Here is a 25156-nt window from a genome sequence, read left to right as displayed (position 1 = left end):
GGCCGGGACCGGCGCCCCGACGGAACCGACGGAGAGCCTGACCCATGCTGCGTTTCCTGGTACGCCGTGTGCTGGGCGCGCTGGTCATCCTGCTGCTGATCAGCGCCATCACGTACTTCCTCTTCTTCTTCCTGCCGTCCGACCCGGCGCTGCTGTCCTGCGGCAAGAACTGCAGTCCGCAGAACGTGGCCCTGATCCGCAAGAACCTCGGCCTGGACCTGCCGATCTGGACCCAGTACTGGCACTTCATGGTCGGCATCTTCGCCGGCCGCGACATGCCCATCGGCCACTGCCCGGCGCCGTGCTTCGGCTACTCCTTCGCCGACCAGCAGCTCGTCTGGGACACGATCGCCGACCGCTACCCGACCACGCTGTCACTGGCGATCGGCGGTGCCACCGCCTTCCTGGTCATCGGCGTCGGTCTCGGCCTCATCTCGGCCTGGCAGCAGGGCAAGGCCTTCGACCGGATCGCCAGCGGCGTCTCGCTGGTCGGCAACTCCGTGCAGATCTACTTCCTCGGCCCGATCGCCATCGGCCTGTTCGCCAGCAGCTGGCACGTGCTGGACCGCGGCCACGACCCCGACTGGTCGCACGACCCGTGGGGTTCGGTGCAGGGGCTGATCCTGCCCTGCATGGTGATGTCGGTGATCTTCTGGTCCAACTACAGCCGCCAGACACGCTCGCTGATGGTGGAGCAGATGTCCGAGGACCACATCCGGGCCGCCCGCGCCAAGGGCATGTCCTCCCGCTACGTGTTCCTGCGGTACGCGCTGCGCGGGGCCGCCGCCTCCATCATCACCATCTTCGGCATCGACCTGAGCTCGGTCCTCGGCGGCGCGATCATCACCGAGGTCACCTTCGGACTGCACGGCCTCGGCCTGCTGTCCGTGCAGGCCGTGCTCCGCAGCGACCTGCCGCTGGAGATGGCCGTGATGCTGATCGGCGCCACGATCATCGTCGTCTGCAACATCGTCGTCGACGCCGCCTACGCCCTCATCGACCCGCGGATCAGGCTTTCGTGAGCCGGGACGCTCGCCGGCACGCAGAGGAGAAGCACCGTTGAACATCCTCACCAAGACCGAGGCGGGGCCGCCCGGGCCCGGGGACCCCGCGCCGTCCGGGCCGTTCCTGTCGGTCCGTGACCTGTACGTGCAGTTCGCCACCGAGGACGGCGTGGTCAAGGCCGTCGACGGACTCTCCTTCGACCTGGAGCGCGGCAGGACCCTGGGCATCGTCGGCGAGTCCGGCTCCGGCAAGTCGGTCACCAACCTGGCGGTCCTCGGTCTGCACAACCCCCGCAACACCACCATCCGCGGCGAGATCGTGCTGGACGGGCAGGAGCTGACGGGCGCCCCCGAACGGACCCTGGAACGACTGCGCGGCCGGAAGATGGCGATGATCTTCCAGGACTCGCTGACCGCGCTCTCCCCGTACTACACGGTCGGCCGGCAGATCGCCGAGCCGTACATGAAGCACATGGGCGCGTCCAAGAAGGCCGCCCGGGAGCGGGCGGTCGAGATGCTCGCCCGGGTGGGCATCCCGCAGCCGCGGCTGCGGGTGGACGACTTCCCGCACCAGTTCTCCGGGGGCATGCGGCAGCGCGCGATGATCGCGATGGCGCTGGTCTGCGACCCGGCGCTGGTCATCGCGGACGAGCCGACGACCGCCCTGGACGTCACCGTGCAGGCACAGATCCTCGACCTGCTGAAGGACCTGCAGCGGGAGACGGGCACGGCGATCGTCATCATCACCCACGACCTGGGCGTGGTGGCCAACACGGCGGACAACGTGATGGTGATGTACGCGGGGCGCTGCGTGGAGCGCGGCACCGTGCGCGAGATCCTGAAGACGCCCGAGCACCCCTACTCGTGGGGCCTGCTGGCCTCGATCCCTCGGCTGTCGGCGCCGGTGGACCTGCCCCTGTCCCCGATCCCCGGCACCCCGCCCAGCCTGCTCAACCCCCCCTCGGGGTGTCCCTTCCATCCGCGGTGCACCTTCACCGAGGAGGTCGGCGGCGGGCGCTGCGCCGCCGAGCGGCCCGGCATCCCCGAGGGCGAGCGGCGCGGCTCCGCCTGCCACCTGGGCCAGGACCGGAAGCGGGAGATCTTCGCCGGGCAGATCCGGCCGCGGCTGGGCGGAGGTGTGCGGTGAGCGTTCCCCAGCAGAACGACGCGCCGAGGGAGACCATGACCCCGCTGCTCGAAGTGACCGGCCTGCGCAAGTACTTCCCCGTGCGGAGCGGCTTCCTGGTCAAGCGCCACGTGGCGGACGTGCGGGCCGTGGACGGGATCGACCTCGCCGTCGCCGAGGGCGAGAGCCTGGGCCTGGTCGGCGAGTCGGGCTGCGGCAAGTCCACCACCGGGCGGCTGGTGACCCGGCTGCTGGAGCCCACCGCGGGACGGATCGACTACCGGGGCCGGGACATCACGCACGCCTCGCGCAAGGAGCTGGCCCCGATCCGCTCCGAGATCCAGATGATCTTCCAGGATCCGTACGCCTCGCTCAACCCGCGGCAGACCGTCGGGCACATCGTGTCGGCGCCGCTGGAGATCAACGGGATCAACCCGCCGGGCGGCCGCGAGAAGCGGGTCCGCGAGCTGCTGGAGACCGTGGGCCTCAACCCCGAGCACTACAACCGCTTCCCGCACGAGTTCTCCGGGGGCCAGCGGCAGCGCATCGGGGTGGCCCGGGCACTGGCGCTGGGGCCCAAGCTCATCGTGGCGGACGAGCCGGTGTCGGCGCTGGACGTGTCGATCCAGGCCCAGGTGGTCAACCTGCTGCAGCGCCTGCAGCGGGAACTGGGGATCGCCTTCCTCTTCATCGCCCACGACCTCGCGGTGGTGCGGCACTTCTCGCAGCGCGTGGCCGTGATGTACCTCGGGCGGATCGTGGAGGTCGGCGACCGCCGGGACATCTACGAACGGCCCCGCCACCCGTACACCCACGCCCTGCTGTCCGCCTCCCCCGAGCCGGACCCGGACGAGCGGGAGGCGAACGAGCGGATCCGGCTCGCCGGCGACGTGCCCTCGCCCGTCTCCCCGCCGTCCGGCTGCCGCTTCCGCACGCGATGCTGGAAGGCACAGGACAGGTGCGCGACCGAGGAACCGCCCCTGGTACGCCTGGAGGGGAACCGGGAGGGGCACCTGAGCGCGTGCCACTTCCCCGAGGAACCGACGACCGCGGCACGCGGCGAGGACGTCGTCCTCGACCCCGCGCTCGCCGCGCTCGAGGAGACGCCCGCCGACAGGACCCCTTGACCCGGGCCGACTGACGTCTCCGTTCGGAGCCCGGCCCGCGCCCACACCCCTGCACCACCGGGCGCGGGTCGTGCCTTTCCGTGGCTCGGTTCGCCTCCGGTGCGCCCCAGCCGACGTTGGGGGCACCCCCAGCCGCCGGGCTGGGGGAAGTCGACCATGCTCGGTCCCTCGTTCCTCGGGACCTCCGCGTGCTCTCCCTTTCGGCACCGGCCGCGCCCCTTCGGCTCACTCGCCGGCCGTGCCTTTCCGTGACTCACCCGCCGGCGGCTCGGGCGGCACCACCGTCTTCTCCTCGGCGAAGTGGCACGCGCTGTCGTGCGCCGCCGGGGAGTCCACACCGCGGAACACCGCGGGCACCGCCAGTTCCGGCACCTCCAGCGTGCAGCGCTCCTGCGCCTTCCAGCACCGGGTGCGGAAGCGGCAGCCGGACGGCGGGTTGGCCGGCGACGGGACGTCACCGCTGAGGATGATGCGCTCGCGGTGCTCGCGCGCCCCGGGGTCGGGCACCGGCACCGCCGACAGCAGCGCCTGGGTGTACGGGTGGGTGGGGTGTTCGTAGATCTGGGTGCCGTCGCCGGTCTCCACGATCCGCCCGAGGTACATCACCGCCACCCGGTCCGAGATGTGGCGGACGATCGACAGGTCGTGCGCGATGAAGACGTAGGAGAGGTCGAACTCGTCCTGCAGCCTCTCCATCAGGTTGATGACTTGCGCCTGAACCGAGACGTCCAGCGCCGAGACGGGCTCGTCGGCGACGATCACCTCGGGCCGCAGCGCCAGGCCGCGGGCGATGCCGATGCGCTGCCGCTGGCCGCCGGAGAACTGGTGCGGATAGCGGTTGATGTACTCCGGGTTCAGGCCGACGACGTCCAGCAGCTCCTGCACCCGGCGGCGCCGGTCGCCCTTCGGGGCCACCTCGGGGTGGATCTCGTACGGCTCGCCGATGATGTCGCCGACGGTCATCCGCGGATTGAGCGAGGTGTACGGGTCCTGGAACACCATCTGGATGTTCCGGCGCACGGCCTTCAGGGCCCTGCCCGACAGCTTGGTGATGTCCTGCCCCTTGTAGAGGATCTGCCCTCGGGTGGCCCGTTCCAGGTGGACCAGCAGCCGGGCCACGGTGGACTTGCCGCACCCGGACTCGCCGACGACGCCCAGGGTCTCGCCCCGGTACAGGTCGAGGTCGACGCCGTCGACCGCCTTCACCGCGCCGATCTGCCGTTTGAGGAGGATCCCCTGGGTGAGTGGGAAGTGCTTGTACAGCCCGCGCACCTGGAGCACGGGCTCACCGCTGGTGCTCACCGAGGCACTCCCTCCAGAAGTGGCAGGCGCTGCCCCGCCGCGCGCTGATCCGGTACAGCTCCGGCTCGTCGGTGGCACACACCTCCTGGGCCAGGGGGCAGCGCGGATGGAAGGCGCAGCCGGTGGGGATGCGCAGCAGGTTCGGGGGCAGGCCCTTGATCGCGTAGAGCTCCTGGCCCTTCTGATCCAGGCGCGGGATCGACTCCAGCAGGCCCTTGGTGTACGGGTGCGCGGGCCGCCGGTAGATCTCGTGGACCGGCGCGGTCTCCACGATCCGGCCCGCGTACATCACCGCGATGTGGTCGGCGACGTCGGCGACCACGCCGAGGTCGTGGGTGATCAGGATCAGGCCCATGCCGTACTCGCGCTGCAGCTCGGCCAGGAGCTCCATGACCTGCGCCTGCACGGTGACGTCCAGGGCAGTGGTGGGCTCGTCCGCGATGATCAGCTCGGGCTCCAGGGCGAGCGCCATCGCGATCATGATGCGCTGGCGCATGCCGCCGGAGAACTGGTGCGGGTACTGCCCGACGCGTTCGCGCGCCGCGGGGATCCGCACCCGGTCCATCAGCTCCACCGCCCTGGCCCGGGCGTCCTTGCGGGACATCCCCCGGTGGACCCGGAACATCTCGCCGAGCTGCTCGCCGACGGTCAGGACGGGGTTGAGGGCGGACAGCGCGTCCTGGAAGATCATCGCCATCCTGGCCCCGCGCACCTTGCGGCGCTCCTCGGCGCCCATGGTGAGCAGGTCCTCGCCGCGGAAGAGGATCTCGCCGCGGGTGACGAACCCGGGCGGCGAGTCGAGGATGCCCATGACGGCCTGCGCGGTCACGGACTTGCCGGAGCCGGACTCGCCCAGCACGGCGAGCGTCTGACGGGGACGCACCGCGTAGGAGACCCCGTTGACGGCCCGCGCGACGCCGTCCCGGGTGCGGAACTCCACGTGCAGGTCGCGTACGTCGAGCAGGGGCGGCTCGTCCCGGGCCGCGGCGGCCATCGTTCCTCCGTCCATCAGCGCAGCTTGGGGTCGAGGGCGTCGCGCACCGCGTCACCGAGCATGATGAAGGCCAGCACCGTCACGCTCAGCGCCCCGGCCGGCCAGAGCAGCATGTGCGGTGCGTTGCGGATCTGGGTGGAGGCCTGGGAGATGTCGATGCCCCAGGAGACGGTGGGCGGTTTCAGCCCGACGCCGAGGTAGGACAGGGTGGCCTCCAGGGAGATGTACGTGCCGAGCGCGATGGTCGCCACGACGATGACGGGCGCGACGGCGTTGGGCGCGATGTGCCGCAGCAGCAGACGGGTGGTGCCGGCGCCGAGGGCGCGGGCGGCCTGGACGTAGTCGTTCTGCTTGGCGGTGATCACCGAGCCGCGGGCGATGCGGCCGATCTGCGGCCAGCCGAGCAGCACGATGAAGCCCACCACCGGCCAGACGGTGGTGCTGGTGACGACGGACAGGAAGACCAGGCCGCCGAGGACGATCGGGATGCCGAAGAAGATGTCGCTCACCCGGGACAGCACCGCGTCGGCCCAGCCGCCGTGGTAACCGGCGAGGCCACCGAGCAGCGCGCCGAGCAGGGCCGCTCCGAGGGTGGCGCAGACGCCCACGGTGACCGAGGCGCGCGCCCCGTGGACGACCCGGGTGTAGACGTCGCACCCCTGGGTGTCGAAGCCGAAGGGGTGGCCGGGGGCGGAGCCCTTCTGGGAGTTGTCCAGGTTGCAGCTGAGCGGGTTGCCGGGGGCGATGAGCTGCGGCCAGACGGAGATGACGACGAGGAAGAGGATCACCAGCGCGGCGATCACGAAGACCGGGTTGCGCCGCAGGTCCCGCCAGGCGTCCGACCACAGGCTGCGCGGCCGGTCCGCCCCGGGGAGGGCGGCCGGGGCGGGCCCTGCCGTACCGGGGCCGGGCGCCCGCTCCAGGGTGCGTGCCTCGTCCTGCCCCAGGCCCATGGCGGCTCCCGTCCCGCCGGCCGGCTCCATGGCCTCGTCGGGGTGGTTGCGCGGCTCAGGCATAGCGGATCCTCGGGTCGAGGACGGCGTAGAGCAGGTCGACCAGCAGGTTCGCGAGGAGGAAGACGATGACCAGGATGGTCACGAAGCCCACCACGGTGGCCGAGTCGAGCCGCAGGATGCCCTGGTAGAGCTGGTAGCCCACGCCGTGGATGTTGAAGATGCGCTCGGTGACGATGGCCCCGCCCATCAGTGCCCCGATGTCGGTGCCGATGAAGGTGACCACCGGGATGAGGGAGTTGCGCAGCAGGTGACGGGTGATCACCCGGCGGCGCGGCAGCCCCTTGGCGACGGCGGTCCTGACGTAGTCGGCGTGGACGTTCTCCACGACGGAGGTGCGGGTGAGCCGGGTGACGTAGGCGAGCGAGGTCAGGGCCAGCACGAACGCCGGCACGATCAGTTCGTCGAACCGGGCCTCGGAGGAGACCGAGGGCGCGATGAGGTTCCACTTGACACCGAGCAGGTACTGCAGCACGTAGCCGGTGACGAAGGTCGGCACGGAGATGACGACGAGGGTGCCGAGCAGCGTCGCGGTGTCGGCGGGACGGCCGCGGCGCAGCCCGGTGAGGACGCCGAGGGTGATGCCGATGACGATCTCGAAGAGGATGGCGAGGACCGTCAGCCGCAGCGTGACCGGGAGGGCGGTGGCCAGCAGCTCGGTGACCGGCTGGCCGTTCCACGCGACCCCGAAGTCGCCGCGGAAGATCTGCCCCATGTAGTGCAGGTACTGCTGCCACAGCGGGTGGTCCAGGTACAGGTCGTGGCGGATCTGCGCGGCCGTGGCGGGGTCGCAGGCGCGGTCCCCGCACCGGGCCTGGACCGGGTCGCCGAGCGCGTACACCATGACGAAGATCAGCACGGTGGTGCCGACGAAGACCGGGATCATCTGCAGCAGACGGCGGATGACGTACCGTCCCATGGGCGTCAGCTGACCTTGATCTGGTTGTAGACGGGGACGCTGAAGGGGTTGAGGGCGACGGCGGAGAGCCGCCCGGACCAGCCCGCGCTGCCGTTCTGGTACCACAGGGCGATCGCCGGGACCTGCTGCGGCAGGATCCGCTCGGCCTGCTGGAAGGTGTCGACGGCCTTGGCGGTGTCGCTCTCGGCGTTCGCCCGGTCGACGAGCTCGTCGAACTCCGGGTCGCTGAAGTGCGCGTCGTTGGACGAGGCGCCGGTGTAGTACAGCGGCTGCAGGAAGTTCTGGATCAGCGGGTAGTCCATCTGCCACCCCGCCCGGAACGGGTTCTTCATCTGCTTGTTGACGATCTGGTTGCGGAAGTCGGCGAAGGTGCCGACGGGGTCGCCGACACAGGCGCCGTCCTTGCCCAGCGCGTTGTTGATGCTGTTGCAGACCGCGTCGACCCAGTCCTTGTGGGAGCCGCTGTCCGCGTTGTAGGTGATCCTCATGGTGCCTCCGGGGAGGCCGCCGCCCTCCTTGACCAGCTGCCTGGCCCGGGCGGGGTCGTAGTCGCACGTGCGGCCGCAGAGGGTGTCGTCGAAGCCGCCCTCCGCGCCGAGCACGGGTGAGGTCCAGTCCCGCGCCGGGATACGGGTGTTCTGGAAGATCTGCCGGGTGATCTGCTTGCGGTTGATCGCCATGGAGATTCCCTGGCGGAGCTTCTCGGAGTTCTCGCCCGACCAGGCCTTGTCGTAGAGCGGGAAGGCGAGGGTCTGGATGATGCCGGCCGGGGTGTTGAGGTAGCGGCCGTCCAGGTCGCCCTTCACGTTCTTCAACTGGGAGGCGGGGACGTCGTCGACCAGGTCGAGGTTGCCGGCCTGCAGGTCGGTGTAGGCGGTGATGTTGTCCGTGTAGACCTTGAGGTCCACGCCGCCGTTGACGGCCGCGTCGCCGCCCTTGTACCCGTCCCAGGTGCGCAGGTGCATGCCCTGGCCCTTGGTGTAGGACTCCACGCGGTACGGGCCGTTGCCGATCGGCTTGCGCAGCCAGGCGGCGTGGTCGGTGAAGAAGGCCCGGGGCAGCGGCATGAAGGCGGCGTAGCCGAGGGTGTCCGGCCAGGTGGAGAACTTCTGGTTGAGCTTGACGGTGAAGTTCAGGTCGTCCTGCCTGGTCAGGCCGGAGAGCTTCCCGGCGGCCGGCCTGCCGGACTCCGGGTGGACCTTGTCGTAGCCCTCGACGTACCGGAAGAAGGAGGCGTTGATCTGCTTGTTCGTCACCAGCGCCCCGTAGTTCCAGGCGTCGATGAACGAACCGGAGGTGACCTTCTCGCCGTTGCTGAAGGTCCAGCCGTCCTTGAGCCTGATCCTGAACGTCCGCTGGTCGGTGGTGGTGATCGCGTCGGCGATGACGTTCTCGGCGGCCGCCGTCCTCGGGTTGTACTTCTTCAGGCCGCGGAAGATCATGTCCAGCACCTTGCCGCCCTGCACCTCATTGGTGTTGGCGGGCTCCAGCGGATTCTGCGGATCGGTCCACGAGGCGCTGAACACCCCGGAGGCGCCGGTCGATCCGCCGCCCGCGCCCCCACCCCCGCAGCCGGTGGCCACCAGGGCGGCCACGGCCGCGCCCGCGGCCCACCTCGCCGCGCTCCGTCGCATCGGATGCCTCCTCGGGGAGCTCTCTACGCCATGAAGGACACGAGACTCACCATGACATCGCAAACCCGTACATATTGCACAGCGGCTCACCGGCCCGGGGGTTCCCGAGGCGGGACAGAGGGTTTTCCCTATGCGCCGGCCCGTCAATGAGGGTTATCCCGATAGTCGGGTTAAATTTCGACCAAAAAAATAAAGGATCCATCACGACGAACCGGCGCTCGTTGACGCGGCCATAATTCGGTTGCGAAAGTCCCATCAACCCTTCAAGCCCGGGTGGAATGCGCACGACCTGCGCAGACGGCCCGGGTGCAAATGTTTCGGCCGTGCTACACAACTATGTCAGACGCGGCCGGCGAAGAAAGTTCAACCTTGTTATTTGTTCGAAACGAACCGACTGAGAGTGTGAGCCGTGGGCCGTTACCTGCTGCGCCGACTGATCAACCACGTGGCGCTGGTTCTCATCGCGGCTTCCCTCACGTACTTCCTGGCGGCGATCAGCCTCAACCCGCGGGCCAACTTCGCAGGCCGCAACCCCCCGGTGGCCGCGTCCTCGGTGACGGCCACCCTGAACGACTACAACCTCAACCCCGACACCCCGGTCGTGGTCCGCTTCGCCCACTGGGCGAACGGCGTGGCCCACGGGGACCTCGGACGGACCGTCACCGGCGGTGAGGTCAACGACGAGTTCGGCCGGCGCGTCGGGGTGAGCACGCGCCTGCTGCTGATCGCCACCATCCTGGGGTCCATCGGCGGCGTCCTGGTGGGCGCCTGGGGGGCCATCAGGCAGTACCGGACATCGGACCGGGTCACCACACTGGCCTCGTTCTTCGTGCTGGCCATGCCGGTGTTCGTGATCGCGGTGACCTTCAAGCTCTGGGCGATCGACATCAACGACGCCGTGGGCCACAAGGTCATCGAATACACCGGCGAGTATGATCCCGGCCTGACCGGGACAGGGGAGATCCTCGCCAGCCGGCTGCAGCACCTGCTGCTGCCCAGCCTGACCCTGATCGTCATCCAGGTCGCCCTCTACAGCCGCTACCAGCGCAGCACCATGCTGGACGTCCTCGGGAGCGACTTCCTGCGCACCGCCCGGGCCAAGGGCCTGTCGCGGCGGGCGGCGCTGATGAAGCACGGCCTGCGCACCGCGGTCCTCCCGGTGGTCCCGCTGCTGGTCTACAACGTCGTCCTGCTCTTCACCGGCGCGACCTTCACGGAGAAGATCTTCGGCTGGCACGGCATGGGCGAGTGGCTGGTCAACTCCATCAGCACGAACGACGTCAACGCGGTCGCCGCCGTCGGCATGTTCACGGCGTTCGTGGTCCTGATCGCCGGCCTGCTGTCCGATGTGCTCTACGCGGCGCTCGATCCCCGCGTACGGGTGCGCTGAGACCCACCGCACCCCTCCGCCGCCCCGAAACCGCGTTCCCAGGAGCCTCCACCCATGGCCGTCCAGACCCCCTCCGTACAGCCTCCGGCGCAAGTGCCCGCCGCCGCGCCGGGCGACCAGCCCGCCAAGCGACGCGCGAGCAGCCGGCTCCGGCTCACCGCCGTCCGCTTCGCGCGCAACCGCATGGCCCTGTTCGGCCTGGTCATGCTGGTCCTGCTCTTCCTGATGGCGTACGTCTCACCGCTGTTCTACAAGTGGGACTACACCGAACTCGACTTCACCGCCTTCCAGAAGCCGCCGTCGGCGAGCCACTGGTTCGGCACCGACCAGACCGGCTCCGACCTCTTCGCACTCACCGCGCGCGGTATGCAGAAGTCGCTGGTCATCGGCATCCTGACCGGTCTCATCTGCACGTTCGTCGCCGCCGCGGTCGGCGCCAGCGCAGGCTACTTCGGCGGCTGGACGGACCGTTCCCTGATGTGGGTGGTCGACCTGCTGCTGGTCATGCCCAGCTTCCTGATCATCGCGGTGCTGTCGCCCCTGTTCCAGGGCACCACCTGGCTGGTGTTCGTGGTGCTGCTCGCGGCCTTCAGCTGGATGATCACGGGCCGGGTGGTCCGCAGCATGACGCTGACCCTGAAGGACCGTGAATTCGTCAAGGCCGCCAAGTACATGGGCGTGCCCGCGCCGGTCATCATCTTCCGGCACATCCTGCCGTCGATGGCCTCGATGCTGATCATCGACGGGACGATCCAGGTCGGCGCGGCGATCATCGGCGAGACCAGCCTGTCGTACTTCGGCTTCGGCGTGCAGTCCCCCGACGTCTCGCTGGGCACGGTCATCGCCACCGGCACCCCGGCGGCCCCGTCCTTCCCGTGGCTGTTCTACTTCCCGGCCGGCTGCCTGGTGCTGATCTGCCTGTCCATCGCCTTCATCGGCGACGGCCTGCGCGACGCCCTCGACCCCAACTCCAGCGGCGCCAAGGCCCGCGCACCCCGCACCACCAAGAAGAGCACGTCCAAGGAAGGACGCACGTCGTGAGCGAGACGCCCCCCGCCCTTGAGGTCACCGACCTCCACGTCTCCTTCCCGAGCGAGGCCGGGCCGGTCAGGGCCGTGCGCGGCGTGTCCTTCTCCGTGCGTCCCGGCGAGGTCCTCGGCATCGTCGGCGAGTCCGGTTCCGGCAAGTCCGTCTCCTCCCTCGCGGTCCTCGGACTGCTCCCGGAGACCGCCGACATCAAGGGCTCGGTCAAGCTGCACGGCCGCGAGCTGCTGGAGCTGGACGACCGGGACATGACCGAGATCCGCGGCAAGGACATCGCGATGGTCTTCCAGGACCCGCTGTCCGCGCTGACCCCGGTCTACTCCGTCGGCAACCAGATCGTCGAGGCGCTGCGGATCCACCAGGACCTGGACAAGGACACCGCCCGCAAGCGCGCGATCGAGCTGCTGGACCTGGTGGGCATCCCGGACCCGGCGCGGCGCGCCGACGCCTTCCCGCACGAGTTCTCCGGCGGCATGCGCCAGCGCGCGATGATCGCCATGGCGATCGCCAACGACCCCGAGGTGATCATCGCCGACGAGCCGACGACCGCCCTGGACGTGACCATCCAGGCGCAGATCCTCGACGTCCTGAAGAAGGCCCAGGAGGTCACCGGCGCCGCCATCGTCATGATCACCCACGACCTGGGCGTGGTCGCCGGCTTCGCCGACCGGGTCCAGGTGATGTACGCGGGCCGCCCGGTGGAGACCGGGACCGTGGACGACGTCTACTACACCCCGCGCATGCCGTACACCATCGGTCTGCTCGGCTCGATCCCCCGGCTCGACGACGGCGGGCGGCACGCGCTGACCCCGATCGACGGCAACCCGCCCTCGCTGGTGGACCTGCCGACCGGCTGCCCCTTCGCGGCCCGCTGCCCCATCGCCATCGACGTGTGCCGGCGCATCGAGCCCGAGCTGACGGTGCGCGAGGGGGGCAACCACCCCACGGCCTGCCACCGCAGCCACGAGCTGGTGGCGGGCGGCTCCCTCGACCCCGCGACCATCTACCCGGTACCGCCCGTGCCCGAGGCCCCGGCCGACTCCGTGCCCCGCGCGGACCGCGCCCCGGTGCTGGAGGTCGACGGGCTGGTCAAGCACTTCCCGCTGCTCCACGGCGCGGTCATCAAGCGCAAGGTCGGCGAGGTCCGCGCGGTCGACGGCATCAGCTTCGACATCCGCGAGGGCGAGACGCTCGGCCTGGTGGGCGAGTCGGGCTGCGGCAAGACCACGACACTGCTGGAGATCCTCGACCTGCCCTCCGGGCAGTCCGGCACGGTCACCGTCTTCGGCAAGGACATCCGGGGCCTGAAGGGCGCCGACCGCAAGGCGCTCCGCCGCGACCTCCAGGTGGTCTTCCAGGACCCGATGGCCGCGCTCGACCCGCGGATGCCGGTCGGCGACATCCTCGCCGAGCCCATGAAGACCCACGGCTGGTCCCGGGACCGCATCGCCGCCCGGGTGCCGGAACTGCTGAACCAGGTCGGCCTCGACCCGGACCACGTGGACCGTTTCCCGGCGGAGTTCTCCGGCGGGCAGCGGCAGCGCATCAGCATCGCGCGGGCGCTGGCGCTGGAGCCCAAGCTGGTCGTCCTGGACGAGCCGGTCTCGGCCCTGGACGTGTCCATCCAGGCCGGTGTGCTCAACCTGCTGGACGAGCTCAAGGCGCGCATGAACCTGAGCTACCTCTTCGTGGCGCACGACCTGTCCGTCGTGCGGCACATCGCCGACCGGATCGCGGTGATGTACCTCGGCCGGATCGTCGAACTCGGTTCCGCCGAGGCCGTCTTCGAAGCACCCTCCCACCCGTACACCCAGGCGCTGCTCTCCGCGGTGCCGCTGCCCGATCCCCGCAAGGAGCGCGATCGCAGGCGCATCCTGCTCACCGGTGACCTTCCCAGCCCCGCGGACGTGCCGACCGGCTGCCGATTCCGCAACCGCTGCCCGAAGTTCGCCTCCCTCGACGAGTCCGACCGCGGCCGGTGCCGCGAGGAGGACCCGGCACCGACCGGACTGGCGGGCGACCACACCGCGGCCTGCCACTTTGCCGCCGCCGTCACCGTCGTGTGATTTCCCACCCCGTAAGAGGAGAGAGAGTCCGTTGAACAGAACACGTATGTCCGTCGCCGTGGTGGCGCTGGCCACGGCGAGCGCGCTGACCCTGACCGCGTGCGGCGGCGGGGACGGGAAGAGCGACGCCGCGTCCAAGAAGAACTCGGTGCCCAAGTCGAGCGTCAACAACATCAAGGCCACCGACCGCGACCAGCTCAAGCAGGGTGGCACCCTGAACTGGCCGCTGGGCGAGATCGCCGAGAACTTCAACTACAACCAGATCGACGGCACCCTGGCCGACGGCTACGACGTCGAGCGCGCCGTGATGCCGATCATCATGATGTCGGACGCCACCGGCACGGTCACCCCGAACCCGGACTACCTGACCTCCGCCGAGGTCGCCGACACCGCCGGCAAGCAGGTCGTCACGTACAAGATCAACCCCAAGGCCAAGTGGTCCGACGGCACCCCGCTGTCCTGGAAGGACTTCGAGGCCAGCTGGAAGGCGCTGAACGGCAAGGACGCCAAGTACAAGATCTCCTCCAGCACCGGCTACGAGCTGATCAGCAGCGTCGCCAAGGGCGCCAACGACCAGGAGGCCGTGGTCACCTTCTCCAGCCCCTACGGTGACTGGAAGGGCCTGTTCAGCCCGCTCTACCCGGCCAAGGTCGTCGGCACCGCCGACGGCTTCAACACCGGCTACCTGGGCAAGTTCCCGGTCACCGCGGGCGCCTTCAAGTTCCAGGGCATCGACAAGACCACCAAGACCCTGACCGTCGTGCGTGACGACAGCTGGTGGGGCAACAAGGCCATTCTGGACAAGATCATCTACCGCGCGCTGGACTCGGACGCCACCGCCGGCGCCTTCGCCAACGGCGAGGTCGACTTCTTCAACGTCGGCCCCGACTCGGCTGCCTACAAGCAGGCCAAGGAGGTCAAGGGCGCCGACATCCGCAAGGCGGCCGGCCCCAACTACCGCCACGTCACCTTCAACGGCGCCCGCGGTGCGCTGAAGGAGGTCAAGGTCCGCCAGGCCATCATGTCCGCCCTGAACCGGCAGGCCATCGCCGAGTCCGACCTGCAGGGTCTGGACTGGGACGCCAAGCCGCTGAACAACCACTTCTTCGTCACCAACCAGAAGGGCTACAAGGACAACTCCGCCGGCATCGGCACCTTCGACCAGGCCAAGGCCAAGAGCCTGCTGGACGAGGCCGGCTGGAAGCAGAGCGGCGAGTTCCGCACCAAGGGCGGCAAGACCCTGGAGCTGGACTTCGTCATCCCGGCGAACGTCAGCACCTCCGCCAACGAGGGCAAGCTGATGCAGCCGATGCTCAAGGCGGTCGGCATCAAGCTGAACATCAAGTCGGTGCCGCTGCAGGAGTTCTTCGACAAGTACGTCAACACCGGCAGCTTCGACCTGACGGCCTTCTCCTGGCTCGGCACGTCCTTCCCGGTGTCGTCGACCAAGTCGATCTACGCCAAGCCCGTGGGTGACAACATCCAGCAGAACTACACCGGCGTCGGCAGCGACGAGCTGGACGCGGCCATGAACAAGGCCGCCGCCGACACCGACCCGGCCCAGGCGATCGACGACGCCAACGCCGCGGACCTGCTGATCTGGCAGCAGGCCAACCTGCTGCCGCTGTACCAGCGTCCCGACATCTACGCGGTGAAGAAGGACCTGGCCAACATCGGCGCCTACGGCTTCCAGGACCTGCGCTACGAGAACATCGGCTACCTGAAGTAAGCCGCGCCGGCTCCCGGCACCGCGTCCGCCCCGTCACCGCACCTCGGTGGCGGGGCGGACCGCTTTATATGCGTGGCCGAAGCGGGCGCCGCCATGGGACCGTTGACGGCCCCGCAGGCCGCGGCCGGGTCTCCCGGCAGGACAGGATCCCCGCCATGCCCCTCGCGCGCTCCCGGCCCTTCGCCGACGTCTTCGCCCATTTCGGGGTGGCCGAGGGCGACCGTCCCGCCCGCTCGGTCCACCCGCACTCGCCGGTCTTCCGCTGCCGTGTGGCCGGTACGGAAGCGGCACTGAAGAAGGCCGCCTCGCCGCAGACCGCGGCGGCGGCCGTCGCCGGCTGGACGCGCGCGCTGGCGGCCCGGGGCGTCCCGGTGGTCACCCCGCTCGACGGGCCGGCCGCGAACCCGGCCCGGATCGGCGAGGGGGACTGGGTCGCCTACCCCTGGGTGGAGGGCAGGCCCTACCGCGGTACGGAGGCGGACATCGAGGCCGCGGGCGACCTGCTGGGACGGCTGCACGCCCACAGCGCCGACGGCCCCGCCGCGGTCCCCGCCTTCACCTGGCCCGACCACGAAGCGGCGGACCTCGAAGCCGAGCTCGACGCGCTGCGCCCCGCCCTGGCCCGCCACGCCCCGGCGGTCCGGGAGGCCGCGACGGCCCGGCTGGAGCCGTGGTCGCGGACCCTGATGACGCACCTGCTGCCCGCCCTGCGCGACGCGGGCCTGCCCCGTGTCGTCGCGTCGATGGACTTCAAGGCGAACAACCTGGTCTACGCCGAGGGCGGCCCGGTCCTGATCGACCCGGAGAACGCCGAGTACGCGCCCCGGCTGCTCGACCTCGCGCTGGCGCTGCTGCTCTTCCACACCGAGTCCCCGGGCGCCCCGCCGCGGCCGTTCACACCCCGTGAATGGGCCGTCTTCCACGACGCCTACCGCCGCCACTGCACGCTGACCGCTGCCGAGGTGGCCCTGTGGCCGGTGGCCGTGCGCTACATGCAGGTCGAGTGGGGCATCTGGACGCTCCTGGACGCCACGGAGAACGACGACTGGGCCGACCCGCACCAGGGGGCCTTCCTCACCGCTCTCGCGCTCGCCGGGCCGGACGGCCGCCCCGTACGGCCGTGAACGCCCGAGGGGCGCCCGCACGGCGATCGTGCAGGCGCCCCTCGTGGGTGGTGCGGGTGGTGCTCAGTTCACCGCGTGGACGACGTCCTTCTCCTCGGCGAAGTGGCACGCCGACTCGTGCGCGGCCGGGGTGTCCTCGCCCTTGAAGCGCTGCGGGATGGCCAGCAGCGGCTCCTCGGTGGCACACCGGTCCTGTGCCTTCCAGCACCGGGTGCGGAAACGGCAGCCGGACGGCGGGTTGGCCGGCGACGGGACGTCACCGCTGAGGATGATGCGCTCGCGGTGCTCGCGCGCCTCCGGGTCCGGCACCGGCACGGCCGAGAGCAGCGCCTGGGTGTACGGGTGGGTCGGGTGGTCGTAGATCTCGGTGTCGGTACCGATCTCGGCCATCTTGCCCAGGTACATCACGCCGACGCGGTCGGAGATGTGGCGGACGATCGACAGGTCGTGCGCGATGAAGATGTAGGAGAGGTTGAACTCGTCCTGCAGCTTCTCCATCAGGTTGATGACCTGCGCCTGCACGGAGACGTCCAGCGCCGAGACCGGCTCGTCGCAGATGATGATCTCCGGGTTGAGCGCCAGGCCGCGGGCGATGCCGATGCGCTGCCGCTGGCCGCCGGAGAACTGGTGCGGGTACCGGTTGATGTACTCCGGGTTCAGGCCGACGACGTCCAGCAGCTCCTGCACCTTGCGGCGCCGGTCGCCCTTCGGTGCCACCTCGGGGTGGATGTCGAAGGTCTCGCCGATGATGTCGCCGACCGTCATGCGCGGGTTCAGCGAGGTGTACGGGTCCTGGAACACCATCTGGATGTTCCGTCGCACGGCCTTCAGGGCGCGGCGGGACAGCTTGGTGATGTCCTGCCCCTTGTAGAAGACCTCGCCGGCGGTGGCCCGCTCCAGGTTCATCAGCAGCTTGGCGACGGTGGACTTGCCGCAGCCGGACTCGCCGACGATGCCCAGGGTCTCGCCCTGGTACAGGTCGAAGGAGATCCCGTCGACGGCCTTGACGGCGCCGATCTGCTTCTTGAAGAGGATGCCCTGGGTCAGCGGGAAGTGCTTGACCAGGTTGCGCACCTGGAGGATCGGCTCGCCGCGCTTGACCGGCTGGGCGATCGCGGCCTCGACCGCCGCCACCTCGTCGGAGACGGCCTCGTCGTTCTTGGTGACGTCAGCCATGGATCGTCTCCTTCCAGAAGTGGCACGCACTGCCGCGGCCCGGCAGCTCGCTGCCGTCCTGCTCGGTCACCCGGTGCAGCGTGGGGATCTCGGTGCGGCAGATGTCCTGCGCCATCTCGCAGCGCGGGTTGAACGCGCAGCCGGTGGGGATGCGCAGCAGGTTCGGGGGCAGGCCCTTGATCGCGTAGAGCTCCTGGCCCTTCTGGTCCAGGCGCGGGATCGACTCCAGCAGGCCCTTGGTGTACGGGTGCGCGGGCCGCTTGTAGATCTCGTGGACCGGCGCGGTCTCGACGATCCGGCCCGCGTACATCACCGCGATCTTGTCCGCGACGTCGGCGACCACGCCGAGGTCGTGGGTGATCAGGATCAGGCCCATGTTGTACTCGCGCTGCAGTTCCGCGAGCAGGTCCATGACCTGGGCCTGCACCGTCACGTCGAGCGCGGTGGTGGGCTCGTCCGCGATGATCAGCTCGGGCTCCAGGGCCAGCGCCATCGCGATCATGATGCGCTGGCGCATACCGCCGGAGAACTGGTGCGGGTAGTCGTTGACCCGCTCCTTCGCCGCCGGGATGCGGACCCGGTCCATCATCTCGATGGCCTTGGCCTTGGCTTCCTTCTTGGACAGGCCCTGGTGGACCCGGAACATCTCGCCGAGCTGGTAGCCGACGGTGAGCACCGGGTTCAGCGAGGACAGCGCGTCCTGGAAGATCATCGCGATCTTGCGACCACGGATCTTCCGGCGCTGCTCGCCGGACATCTTGAGCATGTCCTGGCCCTGGAAGAGGATCTCGCCCTGCGGGATCCGCCCGGGGGGCATGTCCAGGATGCCCATGATCGCCTGCGCGGTCACGGACTTGCCGGAGCCGGACTCGCCCAGCACCGCCAGCGTCTCACCGGCCGACACCGTGTAGTTCACACCGTTGACGGCCTTGGCGATGCCGTCACGGGTGTGGAACTCCACGTGCAGGTCGCGCACTTCCAGCAGCGGAGCGGCGGCATCCCCGGTACGGGGTGCGGGCACGTCCGCGGTCTTGTCGATGGTGGTCACGTACGCCTCCCTCAGCGCAGCTTGGGGTCGAGGGCGTTGCGGACCGCATCGCCGAGCATGATGAACGCCAGGACCGTGATGCTCAGCATGATCGACGGGTACAGCATGATGTGCTGAGCCGTACGGATCTGCGCGGCACCGCCGGAGATGTCCTGACCCCAGGAGACCACGGACGTGGGCAGGCCCAGTCCGAGGTAGGACAGAGTGGCCTCGGCCGAGATGTAGCCGCCGAGCGCGATGGTGGCGACGACGATCACCGGGGCGACCGCGTTCGGCAGGATGTGCTTGAACAGGATCCGTGTGGTGCTCGCGCCCAGAGCCTGGGCGGCGTGCACGTAATCCGCCTGCTTGATGGTGATCACCGAACCGCGCATGACACGGGCGATCTGCGTCCAGCCGAGGAAGGCCAGCGCACCCGACACCACCCAGACCGTGCGGTCGGTGAAGGAGTTCAGGACGACCAGCGTGCCGAGCAGGAACGGGACCGCGAAGAAGATGTCGGTGATCCGGGACAGGATCGTGTCGACCATGCCGCCGAAGTAACCGGCGATCATGCCGACCAGGCCGCCCAGCACGGTGACCAGGACGGTCACGCTGACGCCGACCGTGATCGAGGCCCGGGTCCCGTAGATCACACGGGCGAAGACGCTGCGGCCCTGCCCGTCGTAGCCGAGCCACTCCGCGGAGAACACGTGCCCGTACTCGGGCTTGCCCAGGTAGTGGTTCCGCAGGTCGGCGTAGGTCGGCGAGGCGCTGGTGAACAGGCCCGGGAAGACCGAGATCACCAGCAGGAGCAGGATCAGGATCCCGGAGACCACGAAGTAGGGGTTGCGGCGCAGGTCCCGCCAGGCGTCGCCCCACAGGCTGCGCGCCTTCTCCGCCGTGGGCGCCGGCCCGGTGGCGGAAGCGGTGTCCGCGGCCGTGGCGGCCATCGGGTCCGCGTTCTCGACGGCGGTCTTGGTGACGTCAGGCATAACGGATCCTCGGGTCCAGGACCGCGTAGAGCAGGTCGACGATCAGGCTGGTGACGAGGAAGACCAGCACGAGGACGGTGACGAGACCGACCAGCGTGGTCCCCTCGCGGCGCAGGATGGACTCGTAGATCGTGCCGCCGACACCGTGGATGTTGAACAGGCCCTCGGTGACGACCGCACCGCCCATCAGGGCGCCGATGTCGGTACCGAGGAAGGTGACCACCGGGATCATCGAGTTGCGCATCAGGTGCACGCCGACCACGCGGCGCCGGGGCAGGCCCTTGGCGATGGCGGTCCGCATGTAGTCGGCGCGCAGGTTCTCGGCTATGGAGGTACGGGTCAGGCGCGCCACGTACGCCAGCGAGAGGCTGGCCAGCACGATGGCCGGCATCAGCAGCTGGCTGTAGTTGGTGGAGTCCTGGACGTTCGGCGTCATCCATCCGAGCTGGAAGGCGAAGACCAGCTTGAAGATGAAGCCGAGGACGAAGACCGGGACCGAGATCAGCAGCAGGGTGAAGATCAGCACCAGCGAGTCGGCGAGCTTGCCCGCGCGCATGCCGGCCCAGACACCGAGGGCGATGCCCACGACCAGTTCGATCGCGAAGGAGAGCCCCGCGAGCCGCAGCGTCACCGGGAAGGCGTCCCCGAGCACGTCACGCACCGGACGACCGCTGGCAATCTGGTTGCCGAAGTCGAAGTGCAGGATGATGCCCGTCATGTAATCCCAGTACTGCTTCAGGATCGGCTGGTCCAGACCGAGGTCATGACGGATCCGCGCCACGGTCGCCGGGTCCGCGCCCTTGTCGCCGAAGAGCGCCCGCACGGGGTCGCCCGGCAGGGCGTAGACCATGAAAAAGATGAGCAGAGTCGTCCCGATGAACACCGGGATCATCTGGAGCAGTCGCCGCGCGACGTAACGCCCCATCGTGCCTCCATGTCAGTCGCTGTGGCAGCAGAGATGGGCCCTTCCCCCGTCCTCCTCTTCGGGAAGACGGGAGAAGGGCCCCCCAGCCGTTGCCTGCACCCCGCGCGTCCGACGTCTCCGTCAGTCCCGCACCGGCGTGCTCACTACGCGATGGTTACTTCTTGACCTCGACGCCGGTGAGGATCGGGTCACCGTTCTGCGCGTACTGGACGTTCGAGACGTTCTCCGAGTAGCCGGCGTTGACCTTGTAGTACCAGAGCGGGATGGCGGGCATGAGCTCGACCATCTTCTTCTCGGCGGCCTGGTACTCCTTGACCGACTCGTCGAGCGTGGCCGCGGTGTCGGCCTTCTTGATCAGCTCGTCCAGCTCCTTGTTGGAGAAGCCGGACTGGTTGCCCGCCGAGGTGGTGCCGTAGAGGTCACGGATGAAGTTGGCGTTCACGGGGTAGTCGAGCACCCAGCCACTGCGGTAGATCGACTTGACCTCGTGGGCCTCGCGGGCGTCCAGGTCGCTCTGGAAGTCGGCCTTGGAGTCGCCGGCGCACTTGACACCGGTCGCGTTGGTGATGCTGTTGCAGACGGCCTCCACCCACTCCTTGTGGCCACCGTCGGCGTTGTACTGGATGGAGATCTTGTTGCCGGGGACGCCGCCGCCGGCCTTGATGAGCTCCTTGGCCTTCGCGGGGTCGTACTTGAAGACGTCGCCGCCCACGTTGTCCTGGTAGCCGAGCACGCCCTTGGCGACGAAGCCGGTGGCGGGCTCACGGGTGCCCTGGAGCACCGTCTTGGTGATGGTGTCGCGGTCGATCGCCATCGACAGACCCTGGATGACCTTGGGGTCGACGTTCTTCCACTGCTTGGAGTAGAAGGCCGGGACGATGGACTGGATGGCGGAGTACGCCTGGTCCACGGCGCGGTCACCGAGGTCGTCGCGGTAGACCGGGAGGTCCTTCGGCGCGATCTGACGCAGGACGTCGACGTTGCCGGACTTCAGGTCCTCGTACGCAGCCTCGAGGCCGGTGTAGTTCTTGAAGATCACACCGCCGTTCTTCGCCTTGTCCGGGCCCTTGTAGCCGTCGAAGCGCTTGACCTCGATCTGCTTCTTGTGGTCCCACTTGACGAACTGGTACGGGCCGTTGCCGACCGGGTTCTCGCCCGCGGCCTTCGGGTCCTTGTAGAAGGACTCCGGCAGCGGCGAGAACACCTCGTAACCGAGCTTGTACACGAAGTACGGGATCGGGGTGGTGAGCTCGATGGTGAAGGTCTTGTCGTCGACGACCTTCAGGCCGGACATGGCGTCGGCCTTCGGCTTCGCACCCTCCTTCTCGGGGTGGACGTCCTCGAAGCCCTTGATGTCCGCGAACCACGACGCGTTGGTCTGGGCGTTGTTGATGTTCGCGGCCCAGTTCCACGCCTTGACGTAGGACTCGGCGGTCACCGGGGTGCCGTCGTGGAACTTCCAGCCGTCCTGCAGCGTGACCGTGTAGGTCTTGTTGTCCTTGGTGTCCACCGACTTGGCGTTCACCATGACGATGTTGCCCTTGGGGTCGTAGTCCACGAGCTGCGAGAACAGCGAGCGGACGACGATGCTGCCGTTGGACTCCATGGTGTTGGCAGGCTGCAGGGGGTTCTGCGGCTCGCCGACCTCGACGGAGAACTTGCCGTTGGGGTTGACGCCGCCAGCGTCGTTGCTGCTGCCCTTGTCACCACCGCCGCCACCGCAAGCGGTAGCAGCCATAGCGACGATGATCGCACCTGCGACCCAAGTGGCGCTCTTGGCACCGCGCATGGGTTTGCCTCCTCAGGAGTCACTGTTCTTACGTGAAAGGGCCGGCCTCACTGACACCCCTGACAGTGATACCGGTCACCTGTGCTCGTGAGTCGGCGCTCCCCATAAGCGCTTGGACCCATTGACCCGAGCTCAACGGCTCCAACTATCGGTCACGTTGGGCCTACGAACCACACACTTACGATCTCGTTTTGGTCACAACCGGTCCAAAACAATCCCGCAATTCGGACATTTGGATTGTAGACAGACACCGACGAAACGGACTTGTAACACAAGTACCGGTGAACGTCGTCCGGTATCCGGACGTCGCCGGACTGAAATCCGGTTGCCCTCAAAGCGCGTAGATTCCACGCGAATGTACGTGCCTGACGGGCCGACAGGGAACGAGCTGTCGCGCCCACGCCACTGGCGCAACCGCGACACATCGCCGCCCCGGGAACCGAACCGCGCACGACGGCCGGAGCCCCGGTGAGTTCGGTCACAACCGGCCCCGGAAAGGGCCCTCGATGTGACCGCCCTCACGGAAAACGGCGCTCCACGCACACCGTGATCGACGTGGATGTCCCGTGATGTCCCATCCGCACCGCACCGCAGCCGTCCGGGAGCGGCCGCGAAGCGGCCCGGCGCCCCCGTGGGACCGGGGACGGCCGGGCCGGTGTCCGTGCAACCGCCGAGGGTGCGGTCCGCGCCGTCGGCGCGGACCGCAGGGGCCTCAGCGCTTGGCGCGGGAGGCGGTGCGGCCGCGCTCCTTCTGGTCCAGGACGACCTTGCGGATGCGGACCGTCTCCGGGGTCACCTCGACGCACTCGTCGTCGCGGCAGAACTCCAGCGACTGCTCCAGGGAGAGCTTGCGCGGCGGGACGATCGCCTCGAACGAGTCGGCCGACGAGGACCGCATGTTCGTGAGCTTCTTCTCCTTGGTGATGTTGACGTCCATGTCGTCGGCGCGGGAGTTCTCGCCGACGATCATGCCCTCGTACACCTCGGTGCCCGGGTCGGTGAAGAGCACACCGCGCTCCTGGAGGTTCGTCATCGCGAAGGCGGTGACGGCACCGGCACGGTCGGCGACCAGGGAGCCGTTGTTACGGGTCACCAGGGGGCCGAACCACGGCTCGTGGCCCTCGTGGATGGAGTGGGCGATACCCGTGCCGCGGGTGCCGGTCAGGAACTCGGTACGGAAGCCGATCAGACCGCGGGAGGGCACGACGAACTCCATGCGGACCCAACCGGAGCCGTGGTTGGACATGTTGTCCATCCGGCCCTTGCGGGTGCCCATGAGCTGCGTCACGGCGCCCATGTGCTCCTCGGGCACGTCGATGGTGATGCGCTCGACCGGCTCGTGGACCTTGCCGTCGACCTCGCGGGTGACCACCTGCGGCTTGCCGACGGTCAGCTCGAAGCCCTCCCGGCGCATGGTCTCGACGAGGATGGCCAGGGCCAGCTCACCGCGGCCCTGCACCTCCCAGGTGTCGGGGCGCTCGGTCGGCAGCACGCGGAGGCTGACGTTACCGATCAGCTCCCGCTCCAGGCGGTCCTTGACCAGGCGGGCGGTGACCTTGCGGTCCTTGACCGCCGACTTGTCGGCGCCCTTGCCGCCGGGGCCACGGCCGACCAGCGGCGAGGTGTTCGCACCGATGGTCATGGAGATCGCCGGCTCGTCCACCGTGATCAGCGGCAGCGCGATCGGGTTCTCCGGGTCCGCCAGCGTCTCGCCGATGGTGATGTCGGCGATGCCGGCGACGGCGCAGATGTCGCCCGGGCCGGCCTTCTCGGCGGGCTTGCGGGTGAGCGCCTCGGTCATCATCAGCTCGGTGATGCGGACGTTCGCGATCGAGCCGTCACGCTTGATCCACGCGACCGTCTGGCCCTTCTTGAGCTCGCCCTGCTCGACGCGGAGCAGCGCGATACGGCCCAGGAAGTTGTCGGCGTCCAGGTTGGTGACGTGCGCCTGCAGCGGGGCGGCCTCGTCGTACACCGGGGCCGGGACGTGCTCCAGCAGCGTGGAGAAGAACGGCTCCAGGCTGTCGCTGTCGGCCGGGACGGTGCCGTTCTCCGGCTTGGTCAGCGAGGCCACGCCGTCCCGCGCGCAGGCGTAGACGATCGGGAACTCGATCTGGTCCTCGTCCGCGTCCAGGTCCAGGAACAGGTCGTACGTCTCGTTGACGACCTCGTCGATCCGGGAGTCCGGGCGGTCGGTCTTGTTGATGCAGAGGATGACCGGCAGCTTCGCGGCCAGCGCCTTGCGCAGCACGAAGCGGGTCTGCGGCAGCGGGCCCTCGGAGGCGTCCACCAGCAGCACGACCGCGTCGACCATCGACAGGCCGCGCTCGACCTCACCGCCGAAGTCGGCGTGGCCGGGGGTGTCGATGATGTTGATCGTGATGGGTTCGCCGCCACCCTTGGGGTGGTACTTCACGGCCGTGTTCTTCGCGAGAATGGTGATGCCCTTCTCGCGCTCCAGGTCGTTGGAGTCCATCATCCGGTCGTCCAGATGCTGGTGCGCGGCGAAGGCTCCGGCCTGCTTGAGCATGGCGTCCACCAGCGTCGTCTTGCCGTGGTCGACGTGGGCGACGATGGCGACATTACGAATGTCGTTACGCGTGGGCATACTGGGGCGCTTCTCCCGGGTAGGTAGGTGGGGCGGCGTGCCCTCGTCGGCACACCTAGCCCGCCGGGCGAGTCAAGCCACGGCCTCACCCCATGGTACGGGGCCCGGGCGGCAAGGGCCGCCCGGGCATGATCGTCCCGGGTCGGTCGGGGCCGGGCCGCCTC

Annotated in this window: 19 protein-coding genes; 8 read left to right on the top strand and 11 right to left on the bottom strand. The window is 69.0% G+C overall.

The features are described 5' to 3' along the window. The first annotated feature begins 44 nt into the window (after nucleotides 1-44). From AC1VWI_RS27970 to AC1VWI_RS27960, 3 genes are read left to right on the top strand one after another with little or no spacing between them, the layout of a single operon-like run. On the top strand, nucleotides 45-1022 hold the full coding sequence (locus AC1VWI_RS27970; RefSeq protein WP_499513767.1) for an ABC transporter permease: 978 nt from the start codon (nucleotides 45-47) through the stop codon (nucleotides 1020-1022). 37 nt (nucleotides 1023-1059) lie between these two features. Further along, nucleotides 1060-2151 carry an ABC transporter ATP-binding protein gene (locus tag AC1VWI_RS27965; RefSeq protein WP_499513766.1) on the top strand — a complete coding sequence of 364 codons (1092 nt, stop codon included), beginning with the start codon at nucleotides 1060-1062 and terminating at the stop codon, nucleotides 2149-2151. Nucleotides 2152-2186: 35 nt separating this feature from the next. Next, nucleotides 2187-3257 (top strand): ABC transporter ATP-binding protein, encoded by a 1071-nt coding sequence (locus tag AC1VWI_RS27960; protein WP_499516931.1) that lies wholly within the window; start codon nucleotides 2187-2189, stop codon nucleotides 3255-3257. A 225-nt stretch (nucleotides 3258-3482) separates the two neighbouring features. On the opposite strand, the gene AC1VWI_RS27955 is transcribed toward AC1VWI_RS27960, so the two are convergent. The 5 genes from AC1VWI_RS27955 to AC1VWI_RS27935 are packed head-to-tail and all read right to left on the bottom strand — an operon-like array spanning nucleotide 3483 to nucleotide 9119. Then, a complete protein-coding gene (locus AC1VWI_RS27955) occupies nucleotides 3483-4559 on the bottom strand; it encodes an ABC transporter ATP-binding protein (RefSeq protein ID WP_499513765.1) in 1077 nt (358 codons plus the stop codon). Continuing rightward, nucleotides 4543-5568, bottom strand: a complete 1026-nt coding sequence (locus tag AC1VWI_RS27950) for an ABC transporter ATP-binding protein (RefSeq protein ID WP_499513764.1) — start codon at nucleotides 5566-5568, stop codon at nucleotides 4543-4545. Before AC1VWI_RS27950 ends, AC1VWI_RS27955 begins: the two co-directional genes overlap by 17 nt. Further along, nucleotides 5568-6569 carry an ABC transporter permease gene (locus tag AC1VWI_RS27945; protein ID WP_499513763.1) on the bottom strand — a complete coding sequence of 334 codons (1002 nt, stop codon included), beginning with the start codon at nucleotides 6567-6569 and terminating at the stop codon, nucleotides 5568-5570. The genes AC1VWI_RS27950 and AC1VWI_RS27945 overlap by 1 nt, the downstream gene beginning before the upstream one ends. After that, on the bottom strand, nucleotides 6562-7485 hold the full coding sequence (locus AC1VWI_RS27940) for an ABC transporter permease (RefSeq protein ID WP_499513762.1): 924 nt from the start codon (nucleotides 7483-7485) through the stop codon (nucleotides 6562-6564). The genes AC1VWI_RS27945 and AC1VWI_RS27940 overlap by 8 nt, the downstream gene beginning before the upstream one ends. Nucleotides 7486-7490: 5 nt before the next feature. Beyond that, entirely contained in the window at nucleotides 7491-9119 is a 1629-nt protein-coding gene (locus tag AC1VWI_RS27935) for a peptide ABC transporter substrate-binding protein (protein ID WP_499513761.1), read from the bottom strand. A gap of 409 nt (nucleotides 9120-9528) precedes the next feature. Here AC1VWI_RS27935 and AC1VWI_RS27930 point away from each other — a divergent pair, with 409 nt between their 5' ends. The 5 genes from AC1VWI_RS27930 (at nucleotide 9529) to AC1VWI_RS27910 (ending at nucleotide 16472) form a co-directional block, all read left to right on the top strand. Further along, nucleotides 9529-10509: an ABC transporter permease gene (locus AC1VWI_RS27930; protein WP_499513760.1), complete on the top strand. Its 981-nt coding sequence runs from the start codon at nucleotides 9529-9531 to the stop codon at nucleotides 10507-10509. A gap of 54 nt (nucleotides 10510-10563) precedes the next feature. Continuing rightward, entirely contained in the window at nucleotides 10564-11550 is a 987-nt protein-coding gene (locus AC1VWI_RS27925) for an ABC transporter permease (protein WP_499513759.1), read from the top strand. Further along, the gene (locus AC1VWI_RS27920; RefSeq protein ID WP_499513758.1) at nucleotides 11547-13619 is read left to right on the top strand and encodes an ABC transporter ATP-binding protein; all 2073 of its coding nucleotides are present in this window, start codon (nucleotides 11547-11549) and stop codon (nucleotides 13617-13619) included. The genes AC1VWI_RS27925 and AC1VWI_RS27920 overlap by 4 nt, the downstream gene beginning before the upstream one ends. 31 nt (nucleotides 13620-13650) lie before the next feature. Continuing rightward, complete coding sequence (locus AC1VWI_RS27915) at nucleotides 13651-15348, top strand: ABC transporter family substrate-binding protein (protein ID WP_499513757.1); 1698 nt, start codon at nucleotides 13651-13653, stop codon at nucleotides 15346-15348. Between the two features lie 155 nt (nucleotides 15349-15503). Further along, complete coding sequence (locus tag AC1VWI_RS27910; protein WP_499513756.1) at nucleotides 15504-16472, top strand: phosphotransferase enzyme family protein; 969 nt, start codon at nucleotides 15504-15506, stop codon at nucleotides 16470-16472. A gap of 63 nt (nucleotides 16473-16535) precedes the next feature. On the opposite strand, the gene AC1VWI_RS27905 is transcribed toward AC1VWI_RS27910, so the two are convergent. From AC1VWI_RS27905 to typA, 6 genes are all read right to left on the bottom strand, one after another. Then, nucleotides 16536-17648, bottom strand: a complete 1113-nt coding sequence (locus AC1VWI_RS27905; RefSeq protein WP_499513755.1) for an ABC transporter ATP-binding protein — start codon at nucleotides 17646-17648, stop codon at nucleotides 16536-16538. Next, nucleotides 17641-18696 carry an ABC transporter ATP-binding protein gene (locus tag AC1VWI_RS27900; RefSeq protein ID WP_499513754.1) on the bottom strand — a complete coding sequence of 352 codons (1056 nt, stop codon included), beginning with the start codon at nucleotides 18694-18696 and terminating at the stop codon, nucleotides 17641-17643. Before AC1VWI_RS27900 ends, AC1VWI_RS27905 begins: the two co-directional genes overlap by 8 nt. Nucleotides 18697-18707: 11 nt before the next feature. After that, entirely contained in the window at nucleotides 18708-19670 is a 963-nt protein-coding gene (locus tag AC1VWI_RS27895; RefSeq protein ID WP_499513753.1) for an ABC transporter permease, read from the bottom strand. Further along, complete coding sequence (locus AC1VWI_RS27890) at nucleotides 19663-20595, bottom strand: ABC transporter permease (RefSeq protein WP_499513752.1); 933 nt, start codon at nucleotides 20593-20595, stop codon at nucleotides 19663-19665. The genes AC1VWI_RS27895 and AC1VWI_RS27890 overlap by 8 nt, the downstream gene beginning before the upstream one ends. Before the next feature lie 154 nt (nucleotides 20596-20749). After that, entirely contained in the window at nucleotides 20750-22384 is a 1635-nt protein-coding gene (locus tag AC1VWI_RS27885; RefSeq protein ID WP_499513751.1) for a peptide ABC transporter substrate-binding protein, read from the bottom strand. 712 nt (nucleotides 22385-23096) lie between these two features. After that, the gene (gene typA / locus AC1VWI_RS27880) at nucleotides 23097-24992 is read right to left on the bottom strand and encodes a translational GTPase TypA (RefSeq protein ID WP_499513750.1); all 1896 of its coding nucleotides are present in this window, start codon (nucleotides 24990-24992) and stop codon (nucleotides 23097-23099) included. Nucleotides 24993-25156 lie beyond the last annotated feature (164 nt).

This window comes from Streptomyces sp. TOM-9, assembly GCF_056858595.1.
Note: the sequence above shows the minus strand (reverse complement) of the source record. Positions and strands in the feature narration are given on the sequence as shown.

Excerpts from the sequence above, each read along its gene's own strand:
- AC1VWI_RS27970 (WP_499513767.1), top strand. The coding sequence starts at position 45 with ATGCTGCGTTTCCTGGTACGCCGTGTGCTGGGCGCGCTGGTCATCCTG.
- AC1VWI_RS27960 (WP_499516931.1), top strand. The coding sequence starts at position 2,187 with ATGACCCCGCTGCTCGAAGTGACCGGCCTGCGCAAGTACTTCCCCGTG.
- AC1VWI_RS27950 (WP_499513764.1), bottom strand. The coding sequence starts at position 5,568 with ATGGACGGAGGAACGATGGCCGCCGCGGCCCGGGACGAGCCGCCCCTG.
- AC1VWI_RS27945 (WP_499513763.1), bottom strand. The coding sequence starts at position 6,569 with ATGCCTGAGCCGCGCAACCACCCCGACGAGGCCATGGAGCCGGCCGGC.
- AC1VWI_RS27940 (WP_499513762.1), bottom strand. The coding sequence starts at position 7,485 with ATGGGACGGTACGTCATCCGCCGTCTGCTGCAGATGATCCCGGTCTTC.
- AC1VWI_RS27935 (WP_499513761.1), bottom strand. The coding sequence starts at position 9,119 with ATGCGACGGAGCGCGGCGAGGTGGGCCGCGGGCGCGGCCGTGGCCGCC.
- AC1VWI_RS27925 (WP_499513759.1), top strand. The coding sequence starts at position 10,564 with ATGGCCGTCCAGACCCCCTCCGTACAGCCTCCGGCGCAAGTGCCCGCC.
- AC1VWI_RS27910 (WP_499513756.1), top strand. The coding sequence starts at position 15,504 with ATGCCCCTCGCGCGCTCCCGGCCCTTCGCCGACGTCTTCGCCCATTTC.
- AC1VWI_RS27905 (WP_499513755.1), bottom strand. The coding sequence starts at position 17,648 with ATGGCTGACGTCACCAAGAACGACGAGGCCGTCTCCGACGAGGTGGCG.
- AC1VWI_RS27895 (WP_499513753.1), bottom strand. The coding sequence starts at position 19,670 with ATGCCTGACGTCACCAAGACCGCCGTCGAGAACGCGGACCCGATGGCC.
- AC1VWI_RS27890 (WP_499513752.1), bottom strand. The coding sequence starts at position 20,595 with ATGGGGCGTTACGTCGCGCGGCGACTGCTCCAGATGATCCCGGTGTTC.
- AC1VWI_RS27885 (WP_499513751.1), bottom strand. The coding sequence starts at position 22,384 with ATGCGCGGTGCCAAGAGCGCCACTTGGGTCGCAGGTGCGATCATCGTC.
- typA (WP_499513750.1), bottom strand. The coding sequence starts at position 24,992 with ATGCCCACGCGTAACGACATTCGTAATGTCGCCATCGTCGCCCACGTC.